A 19,768-nucleotide genomic window follows, 5' to 3' on the forward strand; every position below is an offset into this window, starting at 1 on the left:
TGTTAGGTTTTTAGATTTGTTGTAAATGTATCACCTTGTTCATATTCAATGCAAATGAAAACCAGTGATTTACGAGAATCCACAGGGTAAGGATTCTCGCAAGTAGAGTATATATTTTAAGTTTAAGTTATTGGTTTACAGTGTTTTGATGTTTGTTTTTTTTGTTTTTCCTTGTAAATTAACTTTTTGAAGGAAAGTATTGCAGGTGAAAAAATTAATACATAAAGTAAGGTGAAACCGTAAGTCGATTTCTAATCTGAAATATTTCCTACTTTTAAATCAAAAAATTGTTCACGACCTATTTTTCTGGAACGCAGCTGGTGCTTTTAGGCATGGCTTTTCTTTTCTTTTTGGTGAGTTTATATGCTTTTCAGAAAGGAAGAAAATCTTGGTCCATTTTCTTTTTATTTGTAGCAGGCTTGAGCGTGTACAGCTTTGCTGCCTTGCTCGATCCTTTCCTTAACATGTGGGATGAACGCTTCCATGCCTTGGTAGCCAAAAACCTCATGGAAAACCCTCTAAAACCTGTGCTTTACCGAAGTTTACCCATAAGTGCGGATTATTCGGGGTGGGACAAAGCCCACATTTGGCTGCACAAACAACCCTTGTTTTTATGGCAAATGGCCTTGAGTATGAGATGCTTTGGGGTGCATGAATTTGCCCTGCGTTTACCCAGTGTACTCATGAGTGCTTTGTTAATTCCCATGGTGTATAGAATGGGGAAAATCTTGGTAAACGATAGTGTAGGTTACCTAACAGCCTTGCTCTTTTTCTCTTCGTTTTATTTGATAGAATTGGTTGCAGGAAGAGGAATGTTAGAACACAACGATATTTCTTTTCTGTTTTATGTAAGCGCTAGTTTTTGGATGTGGATAGAGTTTGTAAGCTCTAAAAACAGATATTGGATACTCGGAATAGGTCTTTCTGTTGGCGCAGCTATTTTATGCAAATGGTTGGTGGGTTTAACGGTTTTCATGGGGTGGGGAATGTATATACTCCTCAAGCAAAGGAAAGAGATAAGCGCTTATTTAGAAATGCTTGGCGCACTGGCTATCGCTTTATTGGTAGCACTGCCGTGGCAATTTTACACCTTTGCCCACTACCCAGAACAAGCTGCATATGAAATGGCCTACAACGGCAAACACTTTTTTGAGGTGATAGAAGGACATAGCGGTGAGTTTTTATACCACATCTACAGAAAGAAGGAGATGTTTATAGATTATGCACTCTATTTATTATTACCAGGTTTGTATTTCTTGTACAGAAGAATGGAAGAAAAAGCAGTGTTTTTTGCCTTGTTAACCATTTTAATAGGCGTGGAGTTGTTCTTTGCTTTGGCACAAACAAAAATGCCTTCTTTTACCCTTATTTTGGCTTTTCCTATCTACTTAGCGATAGCCACTTTACTCCATGTACTTCTTGAATTTTTGCGCAGTAAAATAAATTCTAAAATGGTTACGGTGAGTTTGTTTTCTGTAGGTATAAGCGCTTTGGTGTTTTTTAGGTTAGATGTAGATCAATTACAAGCACAACATACCTTGTGGAAGTCGGAAAATGTATACACCAAAAATTTGATAGAAAACAAAGCCATCTACAAGAAAATCAATGAAGAGCTGGATGAACAAACCGTTATCTTTAATGTGGGAGGGAGACATTATGTAGAGTGCATGTTTTACACGCCCAACATTGCCTATCGTTTTGTGCCTACAGAGGTGCAATACAAAGAGTTAAAAGCGAAGGGTTTAAAAGTGGCACTGTTGCTTACTCCTGAGTTGGAAATACCGAGCTACTTGCAAGAAGATGAAACAGTAGTGTATATAGAAGAGCGCTTACAAGGACTTTATTAAAAACTAAAGAATTCCGTCCAACACTTGTTGAACCTTCTTAAAATCAGTCAAAGTCATCATGTGTGAACCTTTGGCTATAGTATAATCTACGCGTTTGAGTTTGCGGTGGGGAAGGGTGTGATCTTTTGTGCCGTGTATGTGTATAATGTCTGGATTGTGCTCCGTTTTTTCCCAATTGATAATCATGGCCACCGTACGTTTGATGTAAAGGGCATTTTTAGCACTCAGCATGGATTTAAAAGTGGCTTTATTGGCTTTTCGGTCGGGCTCTACAAGAGGTTGTAAAAACTTGGCGCCGGCGAACATAAGTGATTTCGGGATGATTTTATAAAGCGGAAGTTTAGACTGAAATTGATAGCGAAAGGGAAGGTCTTCTCTACAATTGGCACTAGAAATCAATATCACTTTTTGAGGATTTAGAAATTCTGCCATTTCTGCACACAACATACCGCCCATAGAAACACCCAGTAAACTAAAGTTTTGTGTAGTGTCTATTTGCTGACTCAAAACTCGGGCAAAATCGTGCATGTTCCAGTCTTTTTCTGGCATACCGTAATTGATAAAGTGTACCTTATAGTTACTAGGAAAAACTAAAGAATCAAAGAGGCGATGATCAGAACCTTGGCCGTGTAAAACGTAGAGATGCGTGGTGTCTTGAGCCTTGACATTCAGCAGAAATAAGAGGAAAATGATACTGGTTATGAATCGCATGTTTAAAAATAGAAAGAGCTATTTAAAAGGGAACTTTGCTGTAGTATTTTTAATATTAATTAACGTGAAGATTAGAAATCAAATAGGGACAGCAACGACAGCGCCGCAACCTAAAAATTTAAGTGCACTTGGTGAAAAAATACGACCATCGGAAGTGCTTTTGAACCTTAGCGCAGTTTAATGTTTAGGGTGGGGACTACAGTGTATGGACCGACCCCAAATTTAACTTGGGGTATTTGCCAATTCCTTATACTCTTGAGGAAGTTTACTTTTTTCTACGATATAAAGCGGTCTGTTTTGTACGTTTTTATTAATTCTACTGATGTAAGCACCGATAATACCTATGGAAATTAGCTGCACCCCTCCGATAAACATGGAACTAATAATTAGGGATGTCCACCCCGTAATAGTTTCGTGAAGAATAAAATGAGCGTAGCATGCGTACAAAATAATAAGGAAGGAAACGAAGGAAATAAAAAGTCCCAATTTTGTTACAAACTGTAAGGGTTTGTCTGAAAAACTCGTAATTCCATCCATGGCAAACTGCATCATTTTACTGAAGGTATACCCTGTTTTACCGTGTTTTCTTTCGTCTCTATCAAATAGCACATGAGTAGATGAAAACCCGAGCCACGCAATTTGTCCGCGCAAAAATTTATTTTGCTCAGGCATGAGTTTTAGCGCCTCCACTACCTTTTTATCGATGAGTCTAAAATCTCCTACATCAAGCGGTATGTTGATGTTCGTGATTTTTTGAAGTATGCGGTAGAACATTTTGGCCGTTACTTTTTTAAACATACTCTCGCCCTTGCGCTGCTTCCTTTTGGCATACACTACATCATAGCCCTCTTTATACTTTTGGTACATTTCGGGTATCAATTCTGGCGGATCTTGGAGGTCTCCATCTATAATAACAACAGCCTCTCCGCGGGCAACATCTAAACCTGCTGTAACGGCGAGTTGGTGACCAAAATTTCTACTAAAATTGATGTAGAAAAAATGTTCATCCACTTCACTTAAACGGTGAATGGATAACAAAGAATTGTCTTTACTTCCATCATTAATGAATATAATTTCATAGTTAGGCGTGATGGATTGAGCCACTGCTGTGAGGCGTTGGTGTAACTCTTCAATAATAGGTTCTTCATTGTAGATAGGAACCACAATAGAGAGTTGTGTAAGCGGTTTACTTTCGGTCATGTATGATGTAAGTTTTAACGTAATCTTTATCGTTTAGGAGTTGATAATTGTATAATTTGGGTAGCATGGTGTCTACCTCTTCTTGTGTGAGTATAACGGTGTCACCGGGTGATAAATTATCCAAACTTTTAAAATTTACCGCTATGTCCTTATCGCGTAAAAGGTTAACGTAGTAAATAAGTTGTGTGTTGTATCCTTTGTAAACGATAGAGGTATTGTCTATAGTTTCTGGGTGTTTGAGTCCGTTTTGTAAACGAAAACTTAAGGCGTGGTATTGGAAATTATATTCCTCTAATTCGGGTTTGTAGGTAAAGGCTATTATGCTCCTATAAGGTGTTATGAAGATGAAAAATAAAAAGATGTAGGGTAGAATGTTGTAGCGTAAATGGTTGTCCGTGAGTTTCGATGATTTCAGAAATTGAAAAGCCAGGAATAAAGGATAACTTGCCAAAATAGCCAAAAGTGGATACAAGGGTAAATCGTACCACATAAGTTTGGTGTTGGAATTGGAGATAACACCAAAAAACACCAAAACGCTTAGGGTTAAGAAAAGGGTTAGGGCTACTATTTTTTTGTCTTTATTGATAAAACCTGTTATACATCCTATAGGAATAAGCAGGTACCATGCTTTGAAACGTCCGCGGATGAGGTTTTCATAATAGAACCAAAAACCTTTTTTATGTTCTTCAATAACCGCCAAATATCTACCTCCCAATTCATTTTCAAAAACGGCATTTATATATCCTGGGTTATACAGTTCTCTTAATCCATAATAACCTAAAACAAGGGTTAAAAAGCCCAATATTCCGAAATAAAGATGCTTGTTTTTAAGGAGCTCAAGCAGTTGTTTTTGAAGCAATAAAAAGAGAATAATAGCTGGGGTAAAAATAAGAATGACGACACTTTTGGTTAATACACCGAGTGTTAGGGCCAGAAAAAACAGGTATAGATCTTTGTTTTGTTTCTCCTGGGTGTATTTGAAAATTGAAATGAGGGCAAGGGTTGAAAAGAGGGTAAGTAAGGCGTCGTAATCTAAAGTTCGGGTTCCGTGTAAACTTACATAGCCCGCAGAGGTTACCAATACCAAGGCCGTAATAAAGCCCATCCAGAAGTTATCAAAGAATTTACGGGTAAATTGGAAAAGAAGCACACAAGTAAAAAGGGCGGCAAGGGCAGAGGGGAGTCGCAATGAAAACTCACTAATACCAAAGATACTTGCACTAAGAACATGTAGCCAAATTAACAGAGGAGGCTTGGTGTTCCACATGTCTGGTTCTCCTTCATGATAGGTCACAATAAAATCATGGTTGTGGAGCATTTCATAGGCATTCACCGCGAGTCTGGCTTCATCCCATGTTTGAATAGGAAGGGATCCCAGGTGTTGAAAAAGAGGGATAAAAAGCAAAAGGAGTAATACAACAAATAAAGTGCGTTGGGTGATGTTAGTTCTCATGTATAGTGTGCAGTTGTCAATAACTGGGTAAATGTATAAATATTTTCAAGGATGTACTAAACCGGTAATGCCGTGGCATTCTTAACTTCTCCTATGGTGAAGATGCTGTGGGTACTGCCTATGTGCTTTAATGCGGTGAGTTTGGATATCATAAATTCTCTGTAGGATTCCATGTCTTTTACGTAGATTTTAAGGATGTAATCATAGTCCCCAGAAACATGAAAACACTCTACAACTTCTTCGAGTTTCAAAACTTCTTTTTCGAAGTAAGTGACGTATTCTTTGGAGTGTTGGGAGAGTCTTACGTGACATATTACCAAGAAAGATTTGTCGACCTTATTTTTATCTACCAAGGCCACATATTGTTTAATGGTCCCATCTTTCTCTAGTTTCTTAATGCGTTCGTATACGGCAGTTACCGATAAGTTTAAAAGCGAAGCAAGTTGTTTGTTGGTGCGTTTACTATCGCTTTGTAATAAGTTGAGTAGTTTTTTATCTGTGGCGTCTAATTTCATGCTGAAAAATTTTCTATTTCCGTATCTATTAAATGGAGAGTTGTAGTATAAAAAACTAAATATATGTTATTCCATAGTTTTATTAACTGTATTTATTGTTAAGTATTGATTTTATATCTATTAGGTCTTTACTTTATATAAAAAAGAAATCATGAAATTTAATCCGGCTAATAACATACAAGACTTACAATATTTTGGAGAATTTGGAGGGGTGAACCCTTCTATTTCCGATTCAACCACCTATACATTTTTATCGGCAAAATCTATGTTCGATACTTTTGAAGGGAATACAGAAGGATGTTATTTATACTCCAGACATACATCGCCAAGTAATTTGTATTTATCCGAAGCTTTGGCGCAGATGGAGGGTACAGAAACGGCCAATGTTGCTTCAACCGGAATGGGAGCTATAACACCTGTAATTTTACAATTGTGTGGAGCAGGAGATCACATTGTTTCAAGTAGAACCATATACGGTGGAACCTATGCGTTTATGAAGAATTTCACGCCCCGCATGGGCATAGAAACTTCTTTTGTGGATATTACAAAATTGGATGTCGTAGAAGCAGCGATTACCCCAAAAACGAAGATTTTATACTGTGAAACGGTATCTAACCCTTTGTTAGAAGTGGCGGATGTACCTGCACTTTCTAAGTTGGCCAAAAAGCACGGGTTGACTTTAATAGTAGACAATACTTTTTCACCCTTGTGCATTTCTCCAGCGCAATTAGGAGCGGATATCGTAGTACACAGTTTGACCAAGTTTATCAATGGTGCTTCCGATACAATGGGAGGTGTAATTTGTGCCAGTAGAGAGTTTATTGATGCAACAAAGAGTGTAAATGACGGTGCGAGTATGTTATTGGGAGCAGCGATGGATAGTCAGCAATCTTCTTCTATCCTTAAGAATTTAAGAACTCTACACATACGTATGAAACAGCACAGTAAAAACGCAGCATATTTGGCAGAACGTTTTGAAAAGGATGGGCTGAAAACAGTATACCCGGGTTTAAAATCGCATCCTTCACACGAAGTTTTTAAAGCCATGATGAATGAAGAGTATGGTTATGGAGGTATGTTAACCATAGATGCTGGTTCTTTGGAAAAAGCCAACACTTTGATGGAGTTGATGCAAGAAAGAAATTTAGGGTACTTGGCTGTAAGTTTAGGCTTTTATAAAACCTTGTTCTCTGCACCAGGTACTTCTACCTCATCAGAAATTCCAGAAGAAGAGCAAAAAGAAATGGGCTTGTCGGATGGTATCATACGTTTTTCTATAGGTTTGGATAATGATATAGAAAGAACCTATGCAATGATGAAGGCGTGTATGGTAGAGGTTGGCGTGCTTTAAATTCAAAAATCAAAATAATACGAAGGTCTTGCAGTGCTGCTGGGCCTTTTTTATTGATATGGATTTGAAAAGGAGTTGGCATTAACTATATTCGGACCATGAAAATTTTAAAACACCTAATTAGCCCACTTTTCTTCGCTTTATTATTGGCATTAGCATGGATGAACAAATCAGAAAGTGTAGACGTATTTCTATGGATTTCAACTTTAGTTTTAACGGCTTTGATAGGATTCAAGCTGTATCAGCTAAAGGCTGTTTTTAAAGGATAATTAGTTTTGACAAATGGAATATTGCCTAGCTGAAAATAGCTGGGCTTTTTTAATACATAAAGTAAAGCATCTCTACGGTTCGTGTATTTTTATTAATTTGGTTTGAGTCATACATCAAACCACCATGTGTAAATTAATTTCCCTTCTTTTATTTAGTATCCTTGCCGCTCCTTTGATTTCTAACGCACAAGAATTTAATGGGATAACATATAAGCAGTCGTGCGAATTCGCATATGATGCAGCATTTAGAAATGAAGATTTTAAGAGTGCCCTTGAAATATTAGATACTCTAGCACAAAACACATCATTGAAAGGGGAAGAGTTTGTTTTAAAGGCATATTGTTATAAAGCAGTAGGTGATACAAACAGCGCGGCCAATATGCTTAGTAAAGCCTGGAGCACTCCTTTTTTCGATTTCAATATCATTTTTGAGGCAGGAATTCAGGAACTTTCTCTGGCGAATATTACAACTGGGTTTTCAGTTGAGCAAATGAAAAGGGTTAAAGAGGGTTTTGTTTTATATGAAAAAAGAAAAACAAAAATCGGAGATTCGTTAACTGAGGTTCTTGTTACAATGGTAAAAGAAGATCAACAAACGAGAAGAATTAGGAAGTATAATGAATCGTATTATGGGAGTGATCACGATTCTACCAAAGCTGCCGAAGAAAGGGTGTTTTATATTGACAGTCTTAATCAATCCAAATTAAAAGATATAATAAAAGAGTATGGTTTTCCAGGGGATTGGCTGTGTCCTGGTCAGTCTTATTTGATAGGAACTCTTTTAATGCATGCTACTCGCAAAGAGTTCTACCTTGAAATGAAGGAAATCTTGATTGATGAGGTAAGGAAAGGACATTTAGCACCCAGTAATTTTGCATATTGGGAAGACCGATACTACATAGATGTTTTGAATAAAATGAAATATGGCGTTTATCCTCTTCCTACTAATTTTAGTGGTGTAAGATTGAGCAAAAAGGATATTATTGATAACAGAATGGAAATAGGACTATCAAAATACTTTGGAAATTTTAATTCAGAATATCAATAGTATGAAATCCAAAATGTAGTTTTCTTGCCTGTGTGCTTCTAGTCCACCATCTTAAAATCAAATCAATGAAATTTTTGATAATACCCATTATTCTTCTATTCGTAACCTTTATCTCCTTTACGCAAAATGGAATACTAAACCTAGGGGAGAAATTAGACGCAAATGAAATACTTACTCATGTTGCATTTAAGGAAGCTCAAGTCATTGTCTTGGGAGAAGATCAGCATTTTGGTAGTGTAGAGAATAAACTAAATGCGGATTTAATTGAGGTTTTAGTTAAAGACCATGGTTTTACAGATTTGATCATAGAATCTGATTTTTTTGCTTTACATCAAATATCTCAAGGAGAAGAAGGTGTTGTAAAAGAGAACATTTTCCCAGCCTGGAGTGAGGTTAAAGAATTTGAGAAAATCTTTGATTTGGTGAAGGATACTTCTTTAAATATTTATGGATTTGATTCGAACCACCATGGTATTTATTCAAAAAAGAATGGAGTTGAATTCATTGTTAATCAGATAATTCAACTTAACGCGGCAGATTCTATTTTCTTTATTGAAAAGGCGGAAAGTTTGCTTAATTTATGGATAGACGATACCATTTGCGCGTTTAATAAACAACGCTTTTGTTCTTTGTTAGATACGTGGTCTCGACAGTTTAATAAAGCAAGTTTTATTCACCAAGAATTGATGAATTTTAAGGGATATGCGCAACAAACATGGGCAGATAAAACAGGTGGTTGGCGTGAGTTAGTTCGTTTACGAGATGAGAATATGGTGAAGAATGTGGAGTATTTGCTTGATTATCCTTTAAAGGAAAGAAAAGTCATAGTTTTAGGTGCCAAACTGCATGTGGAGCCAGGTATTACTGCATACTCAAAACATGTGGATAAGAGTATAGGAGATCTTCTCTCAGAAAAGTATAAGGTAGTTACACTTTTACCTTATGTTTATGAAGGGAGTAGAGGCTCAAAGGATTACACGATCACTCGAAAAGTATCGAAAAAAAGAAGATACACCTTAGCCCATCAATTAGCCCATCAAAAAGTTGAATTTGCACTAATAGATGTGCACGTATTAACTGATAAACAAATCGTGTATGTAAAGAAGGAAAACACTAGTAAGTATGGAAATTATTTAATTTTCATAAGGGAAACCCAACCCGCAGAACGAAGTAAATAAAAAAAGGAAACCACACCTGTAGTTTCCTTCTCAATATTTTTCTAGGTATCTAGCTGTCTAGAACTCTAGATATCTATTTTAAAATCCTTGATAGATCTCTAAATCAATTTGTCTTTTCTTAGGATTAACACCGGTAATTTGAACTTTTACCTTATCTCCAAAGTTGTATTCTTTGGTAGAATTTCTTCCCACTATACTAAATACTTCTTGATCAAAATAGAAGTTGTCGTCGGGTAAACTTTGTAAACTTACCATACCCTCACATTGGTTTTCGTCCATTTTCACAAACATTCCAAAGTCAGATAAACCGGACACCGTTCCTTCAAAAACTTCACCTACCTTGTCTCTCACAAATTTCACTTGGAAGTATTTGTTCGAGTCTCTTTCCGCCTCTGTGGCTTTTTTCTCTTGATTCGAAATGTGTTTACAAATTCCGTCCAATTCGCCACTGTAAGGATGTGTTTTTCCATTCAACTCATCAAAGAGTATTCTATGTACCATTAAATCGGCATAACGACGTATGGGCGAGGTAAAATGGGTGTAGTGTTCAAAGGCTAAACCGTAGTGACCAATGTTTTTGGTTTCGTAGGTAGCTTTAGACATAGAGCGTATGGCCATCAATTGAATCAGGCCGTATTCATTCTTCAATTTGATATCACTCAAAAGTCGGTTAATAGCAGTTGAAATTTCATCCTCATTAGAAAAGTGGATTTCATACCCAAATTTGTCGATAAAGGTTTTGAAGGTTTCAATTTTACCGATATCTGGCTTGTCGTGTACCCTGTAAACAAAAGGAACATTACCCGCTTTGTCTTTCTTCTTTCCTACATATTCTGCTACCTTCTTGTTGGCCAAAAGCATGAATTCTTCAATCAGTTTATTGGCATCTTTCGATACTTTATAAACGACTTCTATAGGTTCACCATTTTCATCGAGTTTGAATTTAACTTCTTCCGATTCTATGTTTAGAGCTCCGTTTTTCAAACGCTTTTTACGGTAGATTTTTGCAATTTTATCGAGGGCAAGAATTTCTTCTTTCATGTCCCCATCGGCCCCTTCAATAATTTCTTGGGCTTCCTCGTAGGTAAAACGTCTATCACTGTGAATAACCGTTTTACCAAACCATTGATGATATAATTTTCCTTCTTCATCCATTTCAAAAATGGCAGAGAAGGTGTATTTATCTTCGTTAGGACGTAAAGAACACGCCAAGTTAGAAAGCTGTTCGGGTAGCATAGGAATTACTCTATCTACCAAGTAAACAGAATTACCGCGCTTTAGAGCTTCGGCGTCCATGGCACTGTTTGGCGTAACGTAATGACTCACATCTGCAATGTGAACACCTACTTCTATATTTCCGTTTTCCAGAACTCGGTAAGAAAGCGCATCATCAAAATCTTTTGCGTCAAATGGATCTATGGTGAAGGTAGTAACCCCACGCATATCTCTACGCTTTTTAATTTCTTCAGGATCCAGCTCCATACTTACTTTCTCGGCTTGAGCAACAACAGCATTCGGGAAGCTTGTTTCAAAATCATTGCTGATAAGTATAGCTTTCATTTCAGTGTCATTGTCGCCCGGTTTCCCTAAAACTTCAATAATTTCACCGAAAGGATTTTGCATGGCTTTGGGCCAAGAAACCAATTTACACACTACTTTATCACCATCCTTCGCTCCGTTGAGTCGCTCTGGTGTAACATAAAGGTCCATGTTCAAACGTTGGTTGTCTGTAGAAACAAAAGCATATTTTGGGTGCATTTCAACCGTACCCACAAATTGGGTTGATTTACGTTCGGTAACCTCTATTACTTTTCCTTCAATACGGCGTTTACCGTGTTTTATGACCATTACCTTCACTTTGTCACCGTGCAAGGCTTGGTTGGTATTTTCTGGTTGTATGAATATATCTTTCTCGAGTCCTTCGATAATAACGAAACCGGCACCTCTTTGGGTAATTTCTATTACTCCATCGTAGTATTCTGTTTTAGATTCATTGATGCAGAAGTTTCCGCGCGAGTATTCATTGAGAACTTCATCATCTTTGAGTTCGTACATGGCTGTTAATACCAACTTTCTTGTGGCACCATCTTTTACTCCGAGTGAAGCACTAACTTGTTTATAGTTGAGTTGGGCGTCTGGGTTTTGTTCAAATACCTTACGAATATTTGATTTTAATCTTTGTTTGAGTTTGTTCGATTTTTTTCCGCCTTTTTTCTTTTTTCTTGACATAAATTGTTTTGTAAGGTTCGCGAATATTTATGCTAAACCTAATCGGTACAAAGGTAAGTAAATTCGCGATGTAGCTCAGCACTATAATTTTAAGAAAAGGTTACTTAAGGTCCAAATTAAAAGCTACGTAATTATTTTGTGATTGATCCTCTACAAAACACAAAAAAACCGCTCTTAATCAAGAGCGGTTGTAATCTATTATCTTCTTCTTTGAATCGGTGTGGGTTGTGTTGTACCCCCTTCATTTTTTATATCCAAGACTTTGCTTTGTTGCAAGCTTACCACTTGTGTGGCAGAGCTGCTTCCTCCAGAATTGGTTGCAATAATCTGAAGGTTAACATTGGCATTGCTCGCTGTAATTGATAAGGTAGTGTTGAGCGTAAGCACTCCGTTGTTCAATTCTGCTTGGTAATTGGTGTAAAGTTTACCATTCATATACACTTTAACCTGAGAAGCTGTAGTGATATTGGTCACATTTGCTTGAAACAACACCCTACCTTCTTTGGTTAATATGCTCGGCGAAGCATCTGGGTTTGTGATGGTAATAACCGGTTTTGCTTCTTGTTTTTTCTCTTTGTAATCGATTTCAAAATTTAAACTAGCACTTCCACTTGCATTAACTGCGGTAACAGCGAAGTTGTTTACACCTGTTTTTAAGGTTGTATTGAAGGTAATCATTTGAGATGCTGCTTGGAATTTGAACTTCGTGTTTACACCATTAATTTTAACCTGTATATCTGTAGCAGAGGCAACGTCAGAAGCTTTGATTTTTACCGTATGATTGGCTTGTTCTGTGGCAAATTTTTGCGTTTGAGGGTAAACCAATCTCAAAGTTGGTTTTGCTACCACAGGCTTCGGCATGTAGTTAAAGCTAAAGGTTTGTTTGCTTTCACCACATTCATTTTTCGCCTTTACAACAATTAGGTTTTTCCCGATGTTTAAGTTTTGTCTCAAAGAGAAAGCACCATTGTTTGGAGAATAATTAAAGGCTATAGCACGACCATTAAACAATACCTCAACATCTGCTCTATTGTTTACATTGCTGATACTCCCTGATATCATTACTAATTCCTCTACGATTGTTTTTTGAGTAACCGTCTGAGATTCTTTTAAATTCATTACTGGTTTCTCACAAGCTTCTCTGAAAATCACATAGTTTGCATCTGTTCCTCCACAAGCGTTGTTGGCCATTATTTTAAGGGTATTATTCCCCATTTGTAAAGGATTGATAGCAACACGGAGTTGTTTACTTGCTGGGTCATAAGTGAAAGGATGTGTTTTACCATTCACCATAACTTTGATCATGTTAGCACCTGTAACGCCATTGACTTGAGCTAAGAAAGAAGTAGCACTGTTTTTCGTGTTTATTTTACTTGCTTGTCTGCTCGTTATACTTGGTTTATCACATGGTTTTTCTGGAGCCTTGTAATTTACAGTGATGTTTTCTTTGCTTTGTCCACATTCATTGGCAGCAATAATTTCTATACTGTTACTACCTTCAGTCAAGTAAATTTTAGCTTTTAATAAACCGTTTAAGTAGCTAAAGTTCTTCGTATTTCCATTCACTTTTAATTGAACTTGGTTAGCGATAGCTACATTTTTGATGTTCAATTCTAAGTTTAAACTGTTTCTATCTGTAGAAAGACTCGTTGTTGAAGGAATAGATAAGCGAATCACTGGTGCATCACATTTTACTACAACCGTTCTGTAAACAACAGAGATACTTTCTTCTGTGCTTCCCGCTGCATTTGTTGCTATGATTTTGTAGATGTTGTTTCCAGCAACCAAATTGTGGTTAAAGCTTAATTCTTTGCTCGCCGTATTAAAGTTGTAGAGGTTACCGTTTACGGTTTGACCGTTGTGCTGTAAAGTAATTTGTGCTTTTGTATCAACGTGTAAAACCTTCGCTTTTAAGTTGTAGTTAGGAGTATTTACCGTGATATTACTACTTGGTTGTAAGTAATATACTTCTGGTAATTTTTGCGCTTCTTGTGGCTTGTAGTTAATGTTTACATTGTCGCTTGCAGAACCCGCAGCATTGCTCGCTACAATTTGAACCGTGTATATCCCTGCATTGTTAAAGTTGAGGGTATAGCTCAATTCTAAAGTATTCGGATTGTAGGTGAAATTGTTAATTCCACTTCCGTTAATTACCAAGTCTATATCGTTTGCACTGTTTATGTTCTGAACAAGCGCTGTTATTTGGTAGCTGTTAGTTCCTACCGTAACATTGGTAGCCGGTTGCGTAATGTGCACAACAGGTGGCGTTGCTACTTGCTGTCGTTTGTAAATGATGGTAGTGCTCTCGCTGTCTTGCCCTGCATTGTTGCTCGCAATAATTTGTACGGTGTTCGCTCCTTCATTCAACCCTACATTTACGCTTACCTGATTGTTAGAAGCTACGTAGTTGAAATTCTGAGTGGCAATACCGTTAATTTTTACAGAGATGTCTTGACTTCCATTTACATGTTGTACTTGCGCTTGTACCAAGTAACTGTTGTTGTATACAGTAAGCGGACTTTGAACTGGGTCAACTATAATAATGATGGGCGGATTTTGTGTTACGGGTTTTCTGTAGATAATCGTTTGCGTATCATTATCAGATCCTGCAGAATTTGTAGCACTAATTGTAATGATGTTAGCCCCTTCAATTAAGTTCACTGTAAAGCTTACTTGGTGTGCGTTCGCATTGTAAGAGAAGTTATTGAAATTGCTTCCGTTTACACTGATGTTAATTTCATTGGCATTGTTCACATTATACACCGCTGCAGTTATATATTGTTGCGGTGTGTTTGTAGTGAAAGGAGTGTAATTAGGCTGTGTGAATTCAACACTTGGCGCTTGAACCGTAACCGGTTTTCTATAAACAATCGTACATTGCTTGCTATCCGTTCCATCTCCATTTGTGGCAGTAATAGATATGATGTTGTTTCCTTGCACCAAGTTTACATTGGCCGTAAGTGTATTGTTACTGTTGTTGTAGCTAAAGTTTTGTGTGGCATTACCATTTACTGTCATTGTAATTTGACTCGCAGAACTAATATTCAAGATGTTGGCAACTACCGTATGGTTGTTATTGTTGGTAACATAGGTTGGGTTTTGAGGATTTGTAATAGCTACAACCGGAGGAGTAGGTGCAGGTTCTCTATAATTAATGAAAACGATATCTTGATCTGTTCCTGCGCTGTTACTTCCTATGATTTCAAAGACGTTTTGTCCACCCATTAAGATTACATTGGCTGTAAAAACACCTGTATTGGCGTTGAAATTAAAGTTCTGGTTCTGCGTTCCATTTACTTTAAAAATGATGTTGTTGATGTCCGTTACATTCAACACATTCGCCATTAAGTTAAAAGTGTTGGTATTGTGGGTATATGGACTTATAGAAGGATTAGTAAACTGAACATCGGGTTGTTTTACGGTTACCTCTCTTTTGTAGATCAATAAAGTTTCATCACTGGCGCTTCCATCCGTATTTGTAGCAGAAATATGAACGGTATTCGTTCCTGGAATTAAAATCAGATTAGCACTTAAAACACCGTTTTGCGTATTGAAATCAAAGTTGTTTAATACTTGATTGTTTAAGGTAAACGTTATGTTTTGCTTACTAGCAACATTTAATACATTCGCTGTTAAGCTGTACACACTTTTGTAAAGGGTGTGCGGAGAATTGTTAGGGCGTGTAATTTCAACTACTGGTGGAGTTTTTACTTCTCTTTTATAATTGATAATTATCGTTTCCTGATCTGCTCCTTCTTCATTAGTTCCCTGTAAAGTAAAGGTATTTTGTCCTGGAATCAGCGTAACATTCGCTGTAAATACATCCGTGCTAGCATTGTAAGTAAAGCTTCGTGTACTTTGCCCGTTCTGACTAAATTGTACATTGTCTTTACCCGCTACATATTGCACCTTAGCTTTTAGCGTATAACTTGGATTGGCAACTGTAGTTGGAGTAGAAGATGGTAAGGTGAAATCAACGATGGGTAAGTAAACTTTGTTTACATCTTCAACGATATTATTCTCTTCGGGTTGAGGTTCTTCAACGTGCTCAACTTCATCTCTGTGTCTGTCTTTGATATACCACTTCAAGTATAAATTGGTATAGTGGTACAAGTCATTATAGTTATCTGCGAAACCGCTCTCGTCTACCACCGTTCCATCGTAGTAATCGGTTAAAGTGAAAGTAGTTCTGTGTTCAAATCCTACAGAAACACGAGGGGCAAAATAATACCCTAAACCAAAACCTAAACCTGGAGTAGTTCTCCAAACAAAATCATTGTAGGTAAGTGTTCCATCATTTGCTTCCAAAGGTGTTCTGTATACACCACTTAATTGTTGACCGGCTTCAAAATCATAAGGAACTTGATTAAAATCAGCGTCGTAAGTAAAGATGTCACCATAACTTTGGTGAGCTGTAAATCCTATCGCTCCAAAAAGGTAAGGATCCCAACCTGTTCTTTCTCTTAATCGGTTAAAGTGAAGGGCAAGTTCTAGATCACCGGCGTGTTGTTCGCTTAAGAAGTTTTGTTGGAAAGAACCTAAATTACTGTAGTAGTTGTAAACAGGTGTGTTGGCAGAGATGTTTGTGGTTCTAAAATCGTCCACACCTTCCCAATATCCGTAGAGATATCGTACACCTAGGTCGAAAGAAAGTAGTCTTCCCCTGTCCATGTTGAATGACTTCCCAAAAACGAAGCCTGAACCCAATCTAACTTTGGTGTTAACATCGGTGGTTTGCCAAGTGGCTCCAGCGTTTAAACCGAAATACCATCTACTGTTATAGTCGTAATCTACCTTCTGGGCAGTAGTTGTAAAGAGGGTTAAAATTGCGAGTAGTGTAAAAATTCTTTTCATATCCCTAGTGTTATTTGACAAGGTAAAATCAGTTACTATGCCACGAAATGTTAAAGATGTTAATTTTCACAAAACTAGGGAATGGAGGTTAGAAAATGTTATCGCTATAGGCTTGTGTATAAAATGAAAGGAAGTCCTTTGTAATCCTTGCAATGAGGCCCTTTATTTTTCGTTTATAAAATGTAACTTAGTCGAAATGAAAAGAATTAGTAGCATATTATTTATCCTAGGCTGGATGGGGTTTGCACACGCACAGCCTACTTATGACCTTTGTAATCAGGCACTGGAGATTTGTGCGAATACTCCCTTAACGGTAAATAATATTGGTGCTACGAGTTGTGCTTCTTGCGCCGATGACGCCCCTTCTTGTTTTACAACCCAAAATTCTGTTTGGGTAAAATTTACGAGTGATAACAACGGTGGCGATGCGAGTATAAACTTTTCTAATTTTTCTTTTCAAACGGGTGCTGCATTTCAGGCTGTATTGTTCGAAGCAAGCAATGGATGCGATCCAAATGGACTGACAGAGGTAAGTACCTGCGAAGCCAATATCACTACTAATTTCACCTTAAATGCTTTTGCTTTAGCAGCGAATCAAGAATACTTTTTATTGATCAATGGCAATGCCGGGGCAGAAGGAAGTTTAGACCTATTATTATCAGGAACAGCCGTGCAACCCGATCCAGTAGATTTACTTATTTCTTATGAAAATTCCATCATCTGTTTTGGCGAGGAGGTAAGTATAAATGCTTCCATTACAGGTTGCGATACGAGCGCTGTAAATTGGTATATCAACGGCAATTTTATAGAAACTAATACCCAAGGATTTTTTACCACTTCGGCACTTCAAGATGGTGATGTGGTAACAGCAGATATAGTTTGTTTTGCTCCATGTAATCAAACGTTTACAAGCAATGCCCTTCCATTTACAGTGAATGGATTTAATGTTTATGCGGGTGTAGATAGAACCATAGAATTAGGAGAGGATACACAGTTAAATGCTAGTACCAATGCTCCAACGTTTACGTGGTTTCCTACCATAGGAATGAAATATCCAGACTTAATTCAACCTTTTGTTTCTCCAAAACAAACCACAACTTATACGCTCACTGTTACAGATGGAAACTGCACGAGTAGTGATGAGGTTGTAGTAACCGTAGACTCTCCTTTGGACATAAAAAACACCTTCACACCCAATGGCGACGGAAAAAATGATACTTGGGAGATCTTAGGGATAGAAAAATATGCTGATTGTAGGGTAGAGATTTTTAACCGTTGGGGACAGGTGGTTTTCAAAAAAACGGGATATAACAAGGAGGAAGAATGGAATGGTACGCACAATGGACAAAACTTGCCTGCAGGCGTGTATTATTATGTGATATATTTGACACAAGATAAAGACGAAACCCCTTTGAAAGGTCACATCAACCTTATTAGATAATGAGATACATCCTTTCTCTTTATATATGTATTTGTAGTTCGCTTTTGTTTGCACAACAATTGGGAAGATTCAGTATGTGGTCAGAAAATTCTTTTGCCTATAATCCCTCTTTTGCTGGAATCACCAAAAAGTTTGAATTCAAAACAGGTTACAAAGAACAATGGGCCGGTTTTGATGGAGCACCGAATATTGGGTTGTTAACCTTTAATGCTCCCATGGTGTTTAAACGAGGGAATTATTTAAAACCTTATCATGGTGTTGGACTCAATGTACAACGCGACCAAGCCGGTGAATTCACCCACATGATGGTAGGATTCAACTACGCCTTTCATATACCATTAGATAGGGTACAAATGTTGAGTTTTGGAACCAGTGTAGGTATACAACAATTGGCTTTCGATCAAATAAATGCCACTACAGTGGATCCTGATATTACAGTGGGAACTAACGTTTCTAACATCTACTTTCCGCGCGTTACATTAGGTGCACTCTACAACAACAGTGATTTTTATTTAGGCTTGAGCGGAGAAGAAATATTGCGTAATAAATGGACAGCTCCCGGTACCGAAAGTCGTTTTCGCATGCATTATTCCTTACAAGCAGGCTATAAATTCGATAACAAGTATGGTTTCTGTTTTTTACCTAGAGCCAAGATAGACTATGTTCGTGGTGCCAATCCCCAAGCGAGTTTAATGTTCATTTTTGACTATTTCGACAAGTTTGCATTTGGTGTGGGATACAGAACAGAAGATGCCTTGACAGGTATGCTTCGTTTACGCATTAAGGAAATGTATACCATTGCTTATAGTTACGATTTCACAACCACTTCACTGCAAAGCAACACCTTTGGTACACATGAAATCATGTTCTCGTTTAAAGCGGGGAAAATGTATCATGAATACGATAAAGGAGTTCCTGTTTTTGATTAAGGGATGATGTTTCCATATTACTCGGCATTCATTAATTGATCATGTCCTGTGTTTACTAATATGAGCGTAACCTCCTCTTTATTTCTTTTTTTGAAACCTGACAATTTCTTAAGCATTTGAAGAGAAGACCATCCTGACGAAATGTTCCAATAGCCAACAATAAAATACTTACTTTTTGTTTGTGTTATTTCGTCTAAAGTTGAAGGCTCAATATCCCAAAATCGCGCATCTGATTTTAGCTTTAGATGAAGGTTCCAATAAGAAAGGAAACTGTCAGGAAACTGGTGATAATCTAATATTGTTGTATCGCCAATTTCGCTGAAAGCTGAAATTTTACCGTAACATAAGCTATATCCATTAAGAATTTCCCCCTCAATATTGTAAAACCTACTTTGTATTAATCGAGCTTTATTTCCATTTTGAATTCTGTACAAATAGAAAGCATTTTCTTCTTTGGATAAACTATCTAAACAATCATCTTTAAATGTGAAGGAGTAATCGTAATTATCAATTCCTTTTCGTTTTAAGTACTTACTTATTTCGGAAAGGGATTCATCGCTTGGTTTTTTCGAGGATAGATAACTATAGAAAACACAGGAGTTACATAAAAGAAGCGTTACTATCATTAATAAGAATTTTGGCATAGGAAATGATTTAAGTGCAGCACCAAGGTTTTAATTAATAATTAGTGAACCAAATTTTTTCTGTTTTTTTAGCAATATAGGTTAATGATAAAACAAAAA

13 protein-coding genes are annotated in these 19,768 nt (G+C 37.2%); 6 read left to right on the top strand and 7 right to left on the bottom strand.

Annotation, left to right across the window (positions count from 1 at the left end; translation table 11 throughout):
- Window positions 1–287 precede the first annotated feature (287 nt).
- Window positions 288–1,847 carry a glycosyltransferase family 39 protein gene (locus BM327_RS13220; RefSeq protein WP_139230377.1) on the top strand — a complete coding sequence of 520 codons (1,560 nt, stop codon included), beginning with the start codon at window positions 288–290 and terminating at the stop codon, window positions 1,845–1,847.
- 3 nt (window positions 1,848–1,850) lie between these two features.
- Here the strand turns inward: BM327_RS13220 and BM327_RS13225 are convergent, their stop codons facing one another.
- From BM327_RS13225 to BM327_RS13245, 4 genes are all read right to left on the bottom strand, one after another.
- Window positions 1,851–2,558, bottom strand: a complete 708-nt coding sequence (locus BM327_RS13225; RefSeq protein ID WP_090251372.1) for an alpha/beta hydrolase — start codon at window positions 2,556–2,558, stop codon at window positions 1,851–1,853.
- Window positions 2,559–2,780: 222 nt separating this feature from the next.
- Entirely contained in the window at window positions 2,781–3,758 is a 978-nt protein-coding gene (locus tag BM327_RS13235) for a glycosyltransferase family 2 protein (protein ID WP_090251377.1), read from the bottom strand.
- Entirely contained in the window at window positions 3,745–5,211 is a 1,467-nt protein-coding gene (locus BM327_RS13240) for an ArnT family glycosyltransferase (RefSeq protein WP_090251381.1), read from the bottom strand. Before BM327_RS13240 ends, BM327_RS13235 begins: the two co-directional genes overlap by 14 nt.
- Before the next feature lie 56 nt (window positions 5,212–5,267).
- On the bottom strand, window positions 5,268–5,726 hold the full coding sequence (locus BM327_RS13245; protein WP_090251385.1) for an Lrp/AsnC family transcriptional regulator: 459 nt from the start codon (window positions 5,724–5,726) through the stop codon (window positions 5,268–5,270).
- 151 nt (window positions 5,727–5,877) lie between these two features.
- Here BM327_RS13245 and BM327_RS13250 point away from each other — a divergent pair, with 151 nt between their 5' ends.
- The 3 genes from BM327_RS13250 (at window position 5,878) to BM327_RS13260 (ending at window position 9,572) form a co-directional block, all read left to right on the top strand.
- Window positions 5,878–7,077, top strand: a complete 1,200-nt coding sequence (locus tag BM327_RS13250) for an aminotransferase class I/II-fold pyridoxal phosphate-dependent enzyme (RefSeq protein ID WP_090251389.1) — start codon at window positions 5,878–5,880, stop codon at window positions 7,075–7,077.
- 393 nt (window positions 7,078–7,470) lie between these two features.
- Entirely contained in the window at window positions 7,471–8,394 is a 924-nt protein-coding gene (locus tag BM327_RS13255) for a hypothetical protein (protein WP_090251394.1), read from the top strand.
- A gap of 65 nt (window positions 8,395–8,459) precedes the next feature.
- The gene (locus BM327_RS13260; RefSeq protein ID WP_090251399.1) at window positions 8,460–9,572 is read left to right on the top strand and encodes a TraB/GumN family protein; all 1,113 of its coding nucleotides are present in this window, start codon (window positions 8,460–8,462) and stop codon (window positions 9,570–9,572) included.
- 78 nt (window positions 9,573–9,650) lie between these two features.
- On the opposite strand, the gene rnr is transcribed toward BM327_RS13260, so the two are convergent.
- Together rnr and BM327_RS13270 are read right to left on the bottom strand one after the other, a co-directional pair.
- On the bottom strand, window positions 9,651–11,801 hold the full coding sequence (gene rnr / locus BM327_RS13265; RefSeq protein WP_090251403.1) for a ribonuclease R: 2,151 nt from the start codon (window positions 11,799–11,801) through the stop codon (window positions 9,651–9,653).
- Window positions 11,802–11,999: 198 nt separating this feature from the next.
- Window positions 12,000–16,655: a hypothetical protein gene (locus tag BM327_RS13270; protein ID WP_090251407.1), complete on the bottom strand. Its 4,656-nt coding sequence runs from the start codon at window positions 16,653–16,655 to the stop codon at window positions 12,000–12,002.
- A 196-nt stretch (window positions 16,656–16,851) separates the two neighbouring features.
- On the opposite strand from BM327_RS13270, the gene BM327_RS13275 reads away from it, so the two are divergent.
- Both BM327_RS13275 and BM327_RS13280 read left to right on the top strand, forming a co-directional pair.
- Complete coding sequence (locus tag BM327_RS13275) at window positions 16,852–18,096, top strand: T9SS type B sorting domain-containing protein (protein ID WP_090251411.1); 1,245 nt, start codon at window positions 16,852–16,854, stop codon at window positions 18,094–18,096.
- A complete protein-coding gene (locus tag BM327_RS13280) occupies window positions 18,096–19,025 on the top strand; it encodes a PorP/SprF family type IX secretion system membrane protein (protein WP_090251414.1) in 930 nt (309 codons plus the stop codon). The genes BM327_RS13275 and BM327_RS13280 overlap by 1 nt, the downstream gene beginning before the upstream one ends.
- A gap of 17 nt (window positions 19,026–19,042) precedes the next feature.
- On the opposite strand, the gene BM327_RS13285 is transcribed toward BM327_RS13280, so the two are convergent.
- Entirely contained in the window at window positions 19,043–19,651 is a 609-nt protein-coding gene (locus BM327_RS13285; RefSeq protein ID WP_139230378.1) for a hypothetical protein, read from the bottom strand.
- Between the last annotated feature and the right edge of the window lie 117 nt (window positions 19,652–19,768).

This window comes from Lishizhenia tianjinensis, assembly GCF_900116425.1.
GTDB classification, from domain to species: domain Bacteria; phylum Bacteroidota; class Bacteroidia; order Flavobacteriales_D; family Crocinitomicaceae; genus Lishizhenia; species Lishizhenia tianjinensis.

Bases quoted from the DNA above. Each gene is read 5' to 3' on its own strand.
- BM327_RS13225 (WP_090251372.1), bottom strand. From the start codon at position 2,558: ATGCGATTCATAACCAGTATCATTTTCCTCTTATTTCTGCTGAATGTC.
- BM327_RS13235 (WP_090251377.1), bottom strand. From the start codon at position 3,758: ATGACCGAAAGTAAACCGCTTACACAACTCTCTATTGTGGTTCCTATC.
- BM327_RS13240 (WP_090251381.1), bottom strand. From the start codon at position 5,211: ATGAGAACTAACATCACCCAACGCACTTTATTTGTTGTATTACTCCTT.
- BM327_RS13245 (WP_090251385.1), bottom strand. From the start codon at position 5,726: ATGAAATTAGACGCCACAGATAAAAAACTACTCAACTTATTACAAAGC.
- BM327_RS13250 (WP_090251389.1), top strand. From the start codon at position 5,878: ATGAAATTTAATCCGGCTAATAACATACAAGACTTACAATATTTTGGA.
- BM327_RS13255 (WP_090251394.1), top strand. From the start codon at position 7,471: ATGTGTAAATTAATTTCCCTTCTTTTATTTAGTATCCTTGCCGCTCCT.
- BM327_RS13260 (WP_090251399.1), top strand. From the start codon at position 8,460: ATGAAATTTTTGATAATACCCATTATTCTTCTATTCGTAACCTTTATC.
- rnr (WP_090251403.1), bottom strand. From the start codon at position 11,801: ATGTCAAGAAAAAAGAAAAAAGGCGGAAAAAAATCGAACAAACTCAAA.
- BM327_RS13270 (WP_090251407.1), bottom strand. From the start codon at position 16,655: ATGAAAAGAATTTTTACACTACTCGCAATTTTAACCCTCTTTACAACT.
- BM327_RS13275 (WP_090251411.1), top strand. From the start codon at position 16,852: ATGAAAAGAATTAGTAGCATATTATTTATCCTAGGCTGGATGGGGTTT.
- BM327_RS13280 (WP_090251414.1), top strand. From the start codon at position 18,096: ATGAGATACATCCTTTCTCTTTATATATGTATTTGTAGTTCGCTTTTG.
- BM327_RS13285 (WP_139230378.1), bottom strand. From the start codon at position 19,651: ATGATAGTAACGCTTCTTTTATGTAACTCCTGTGTTTTCTATAGTTAT.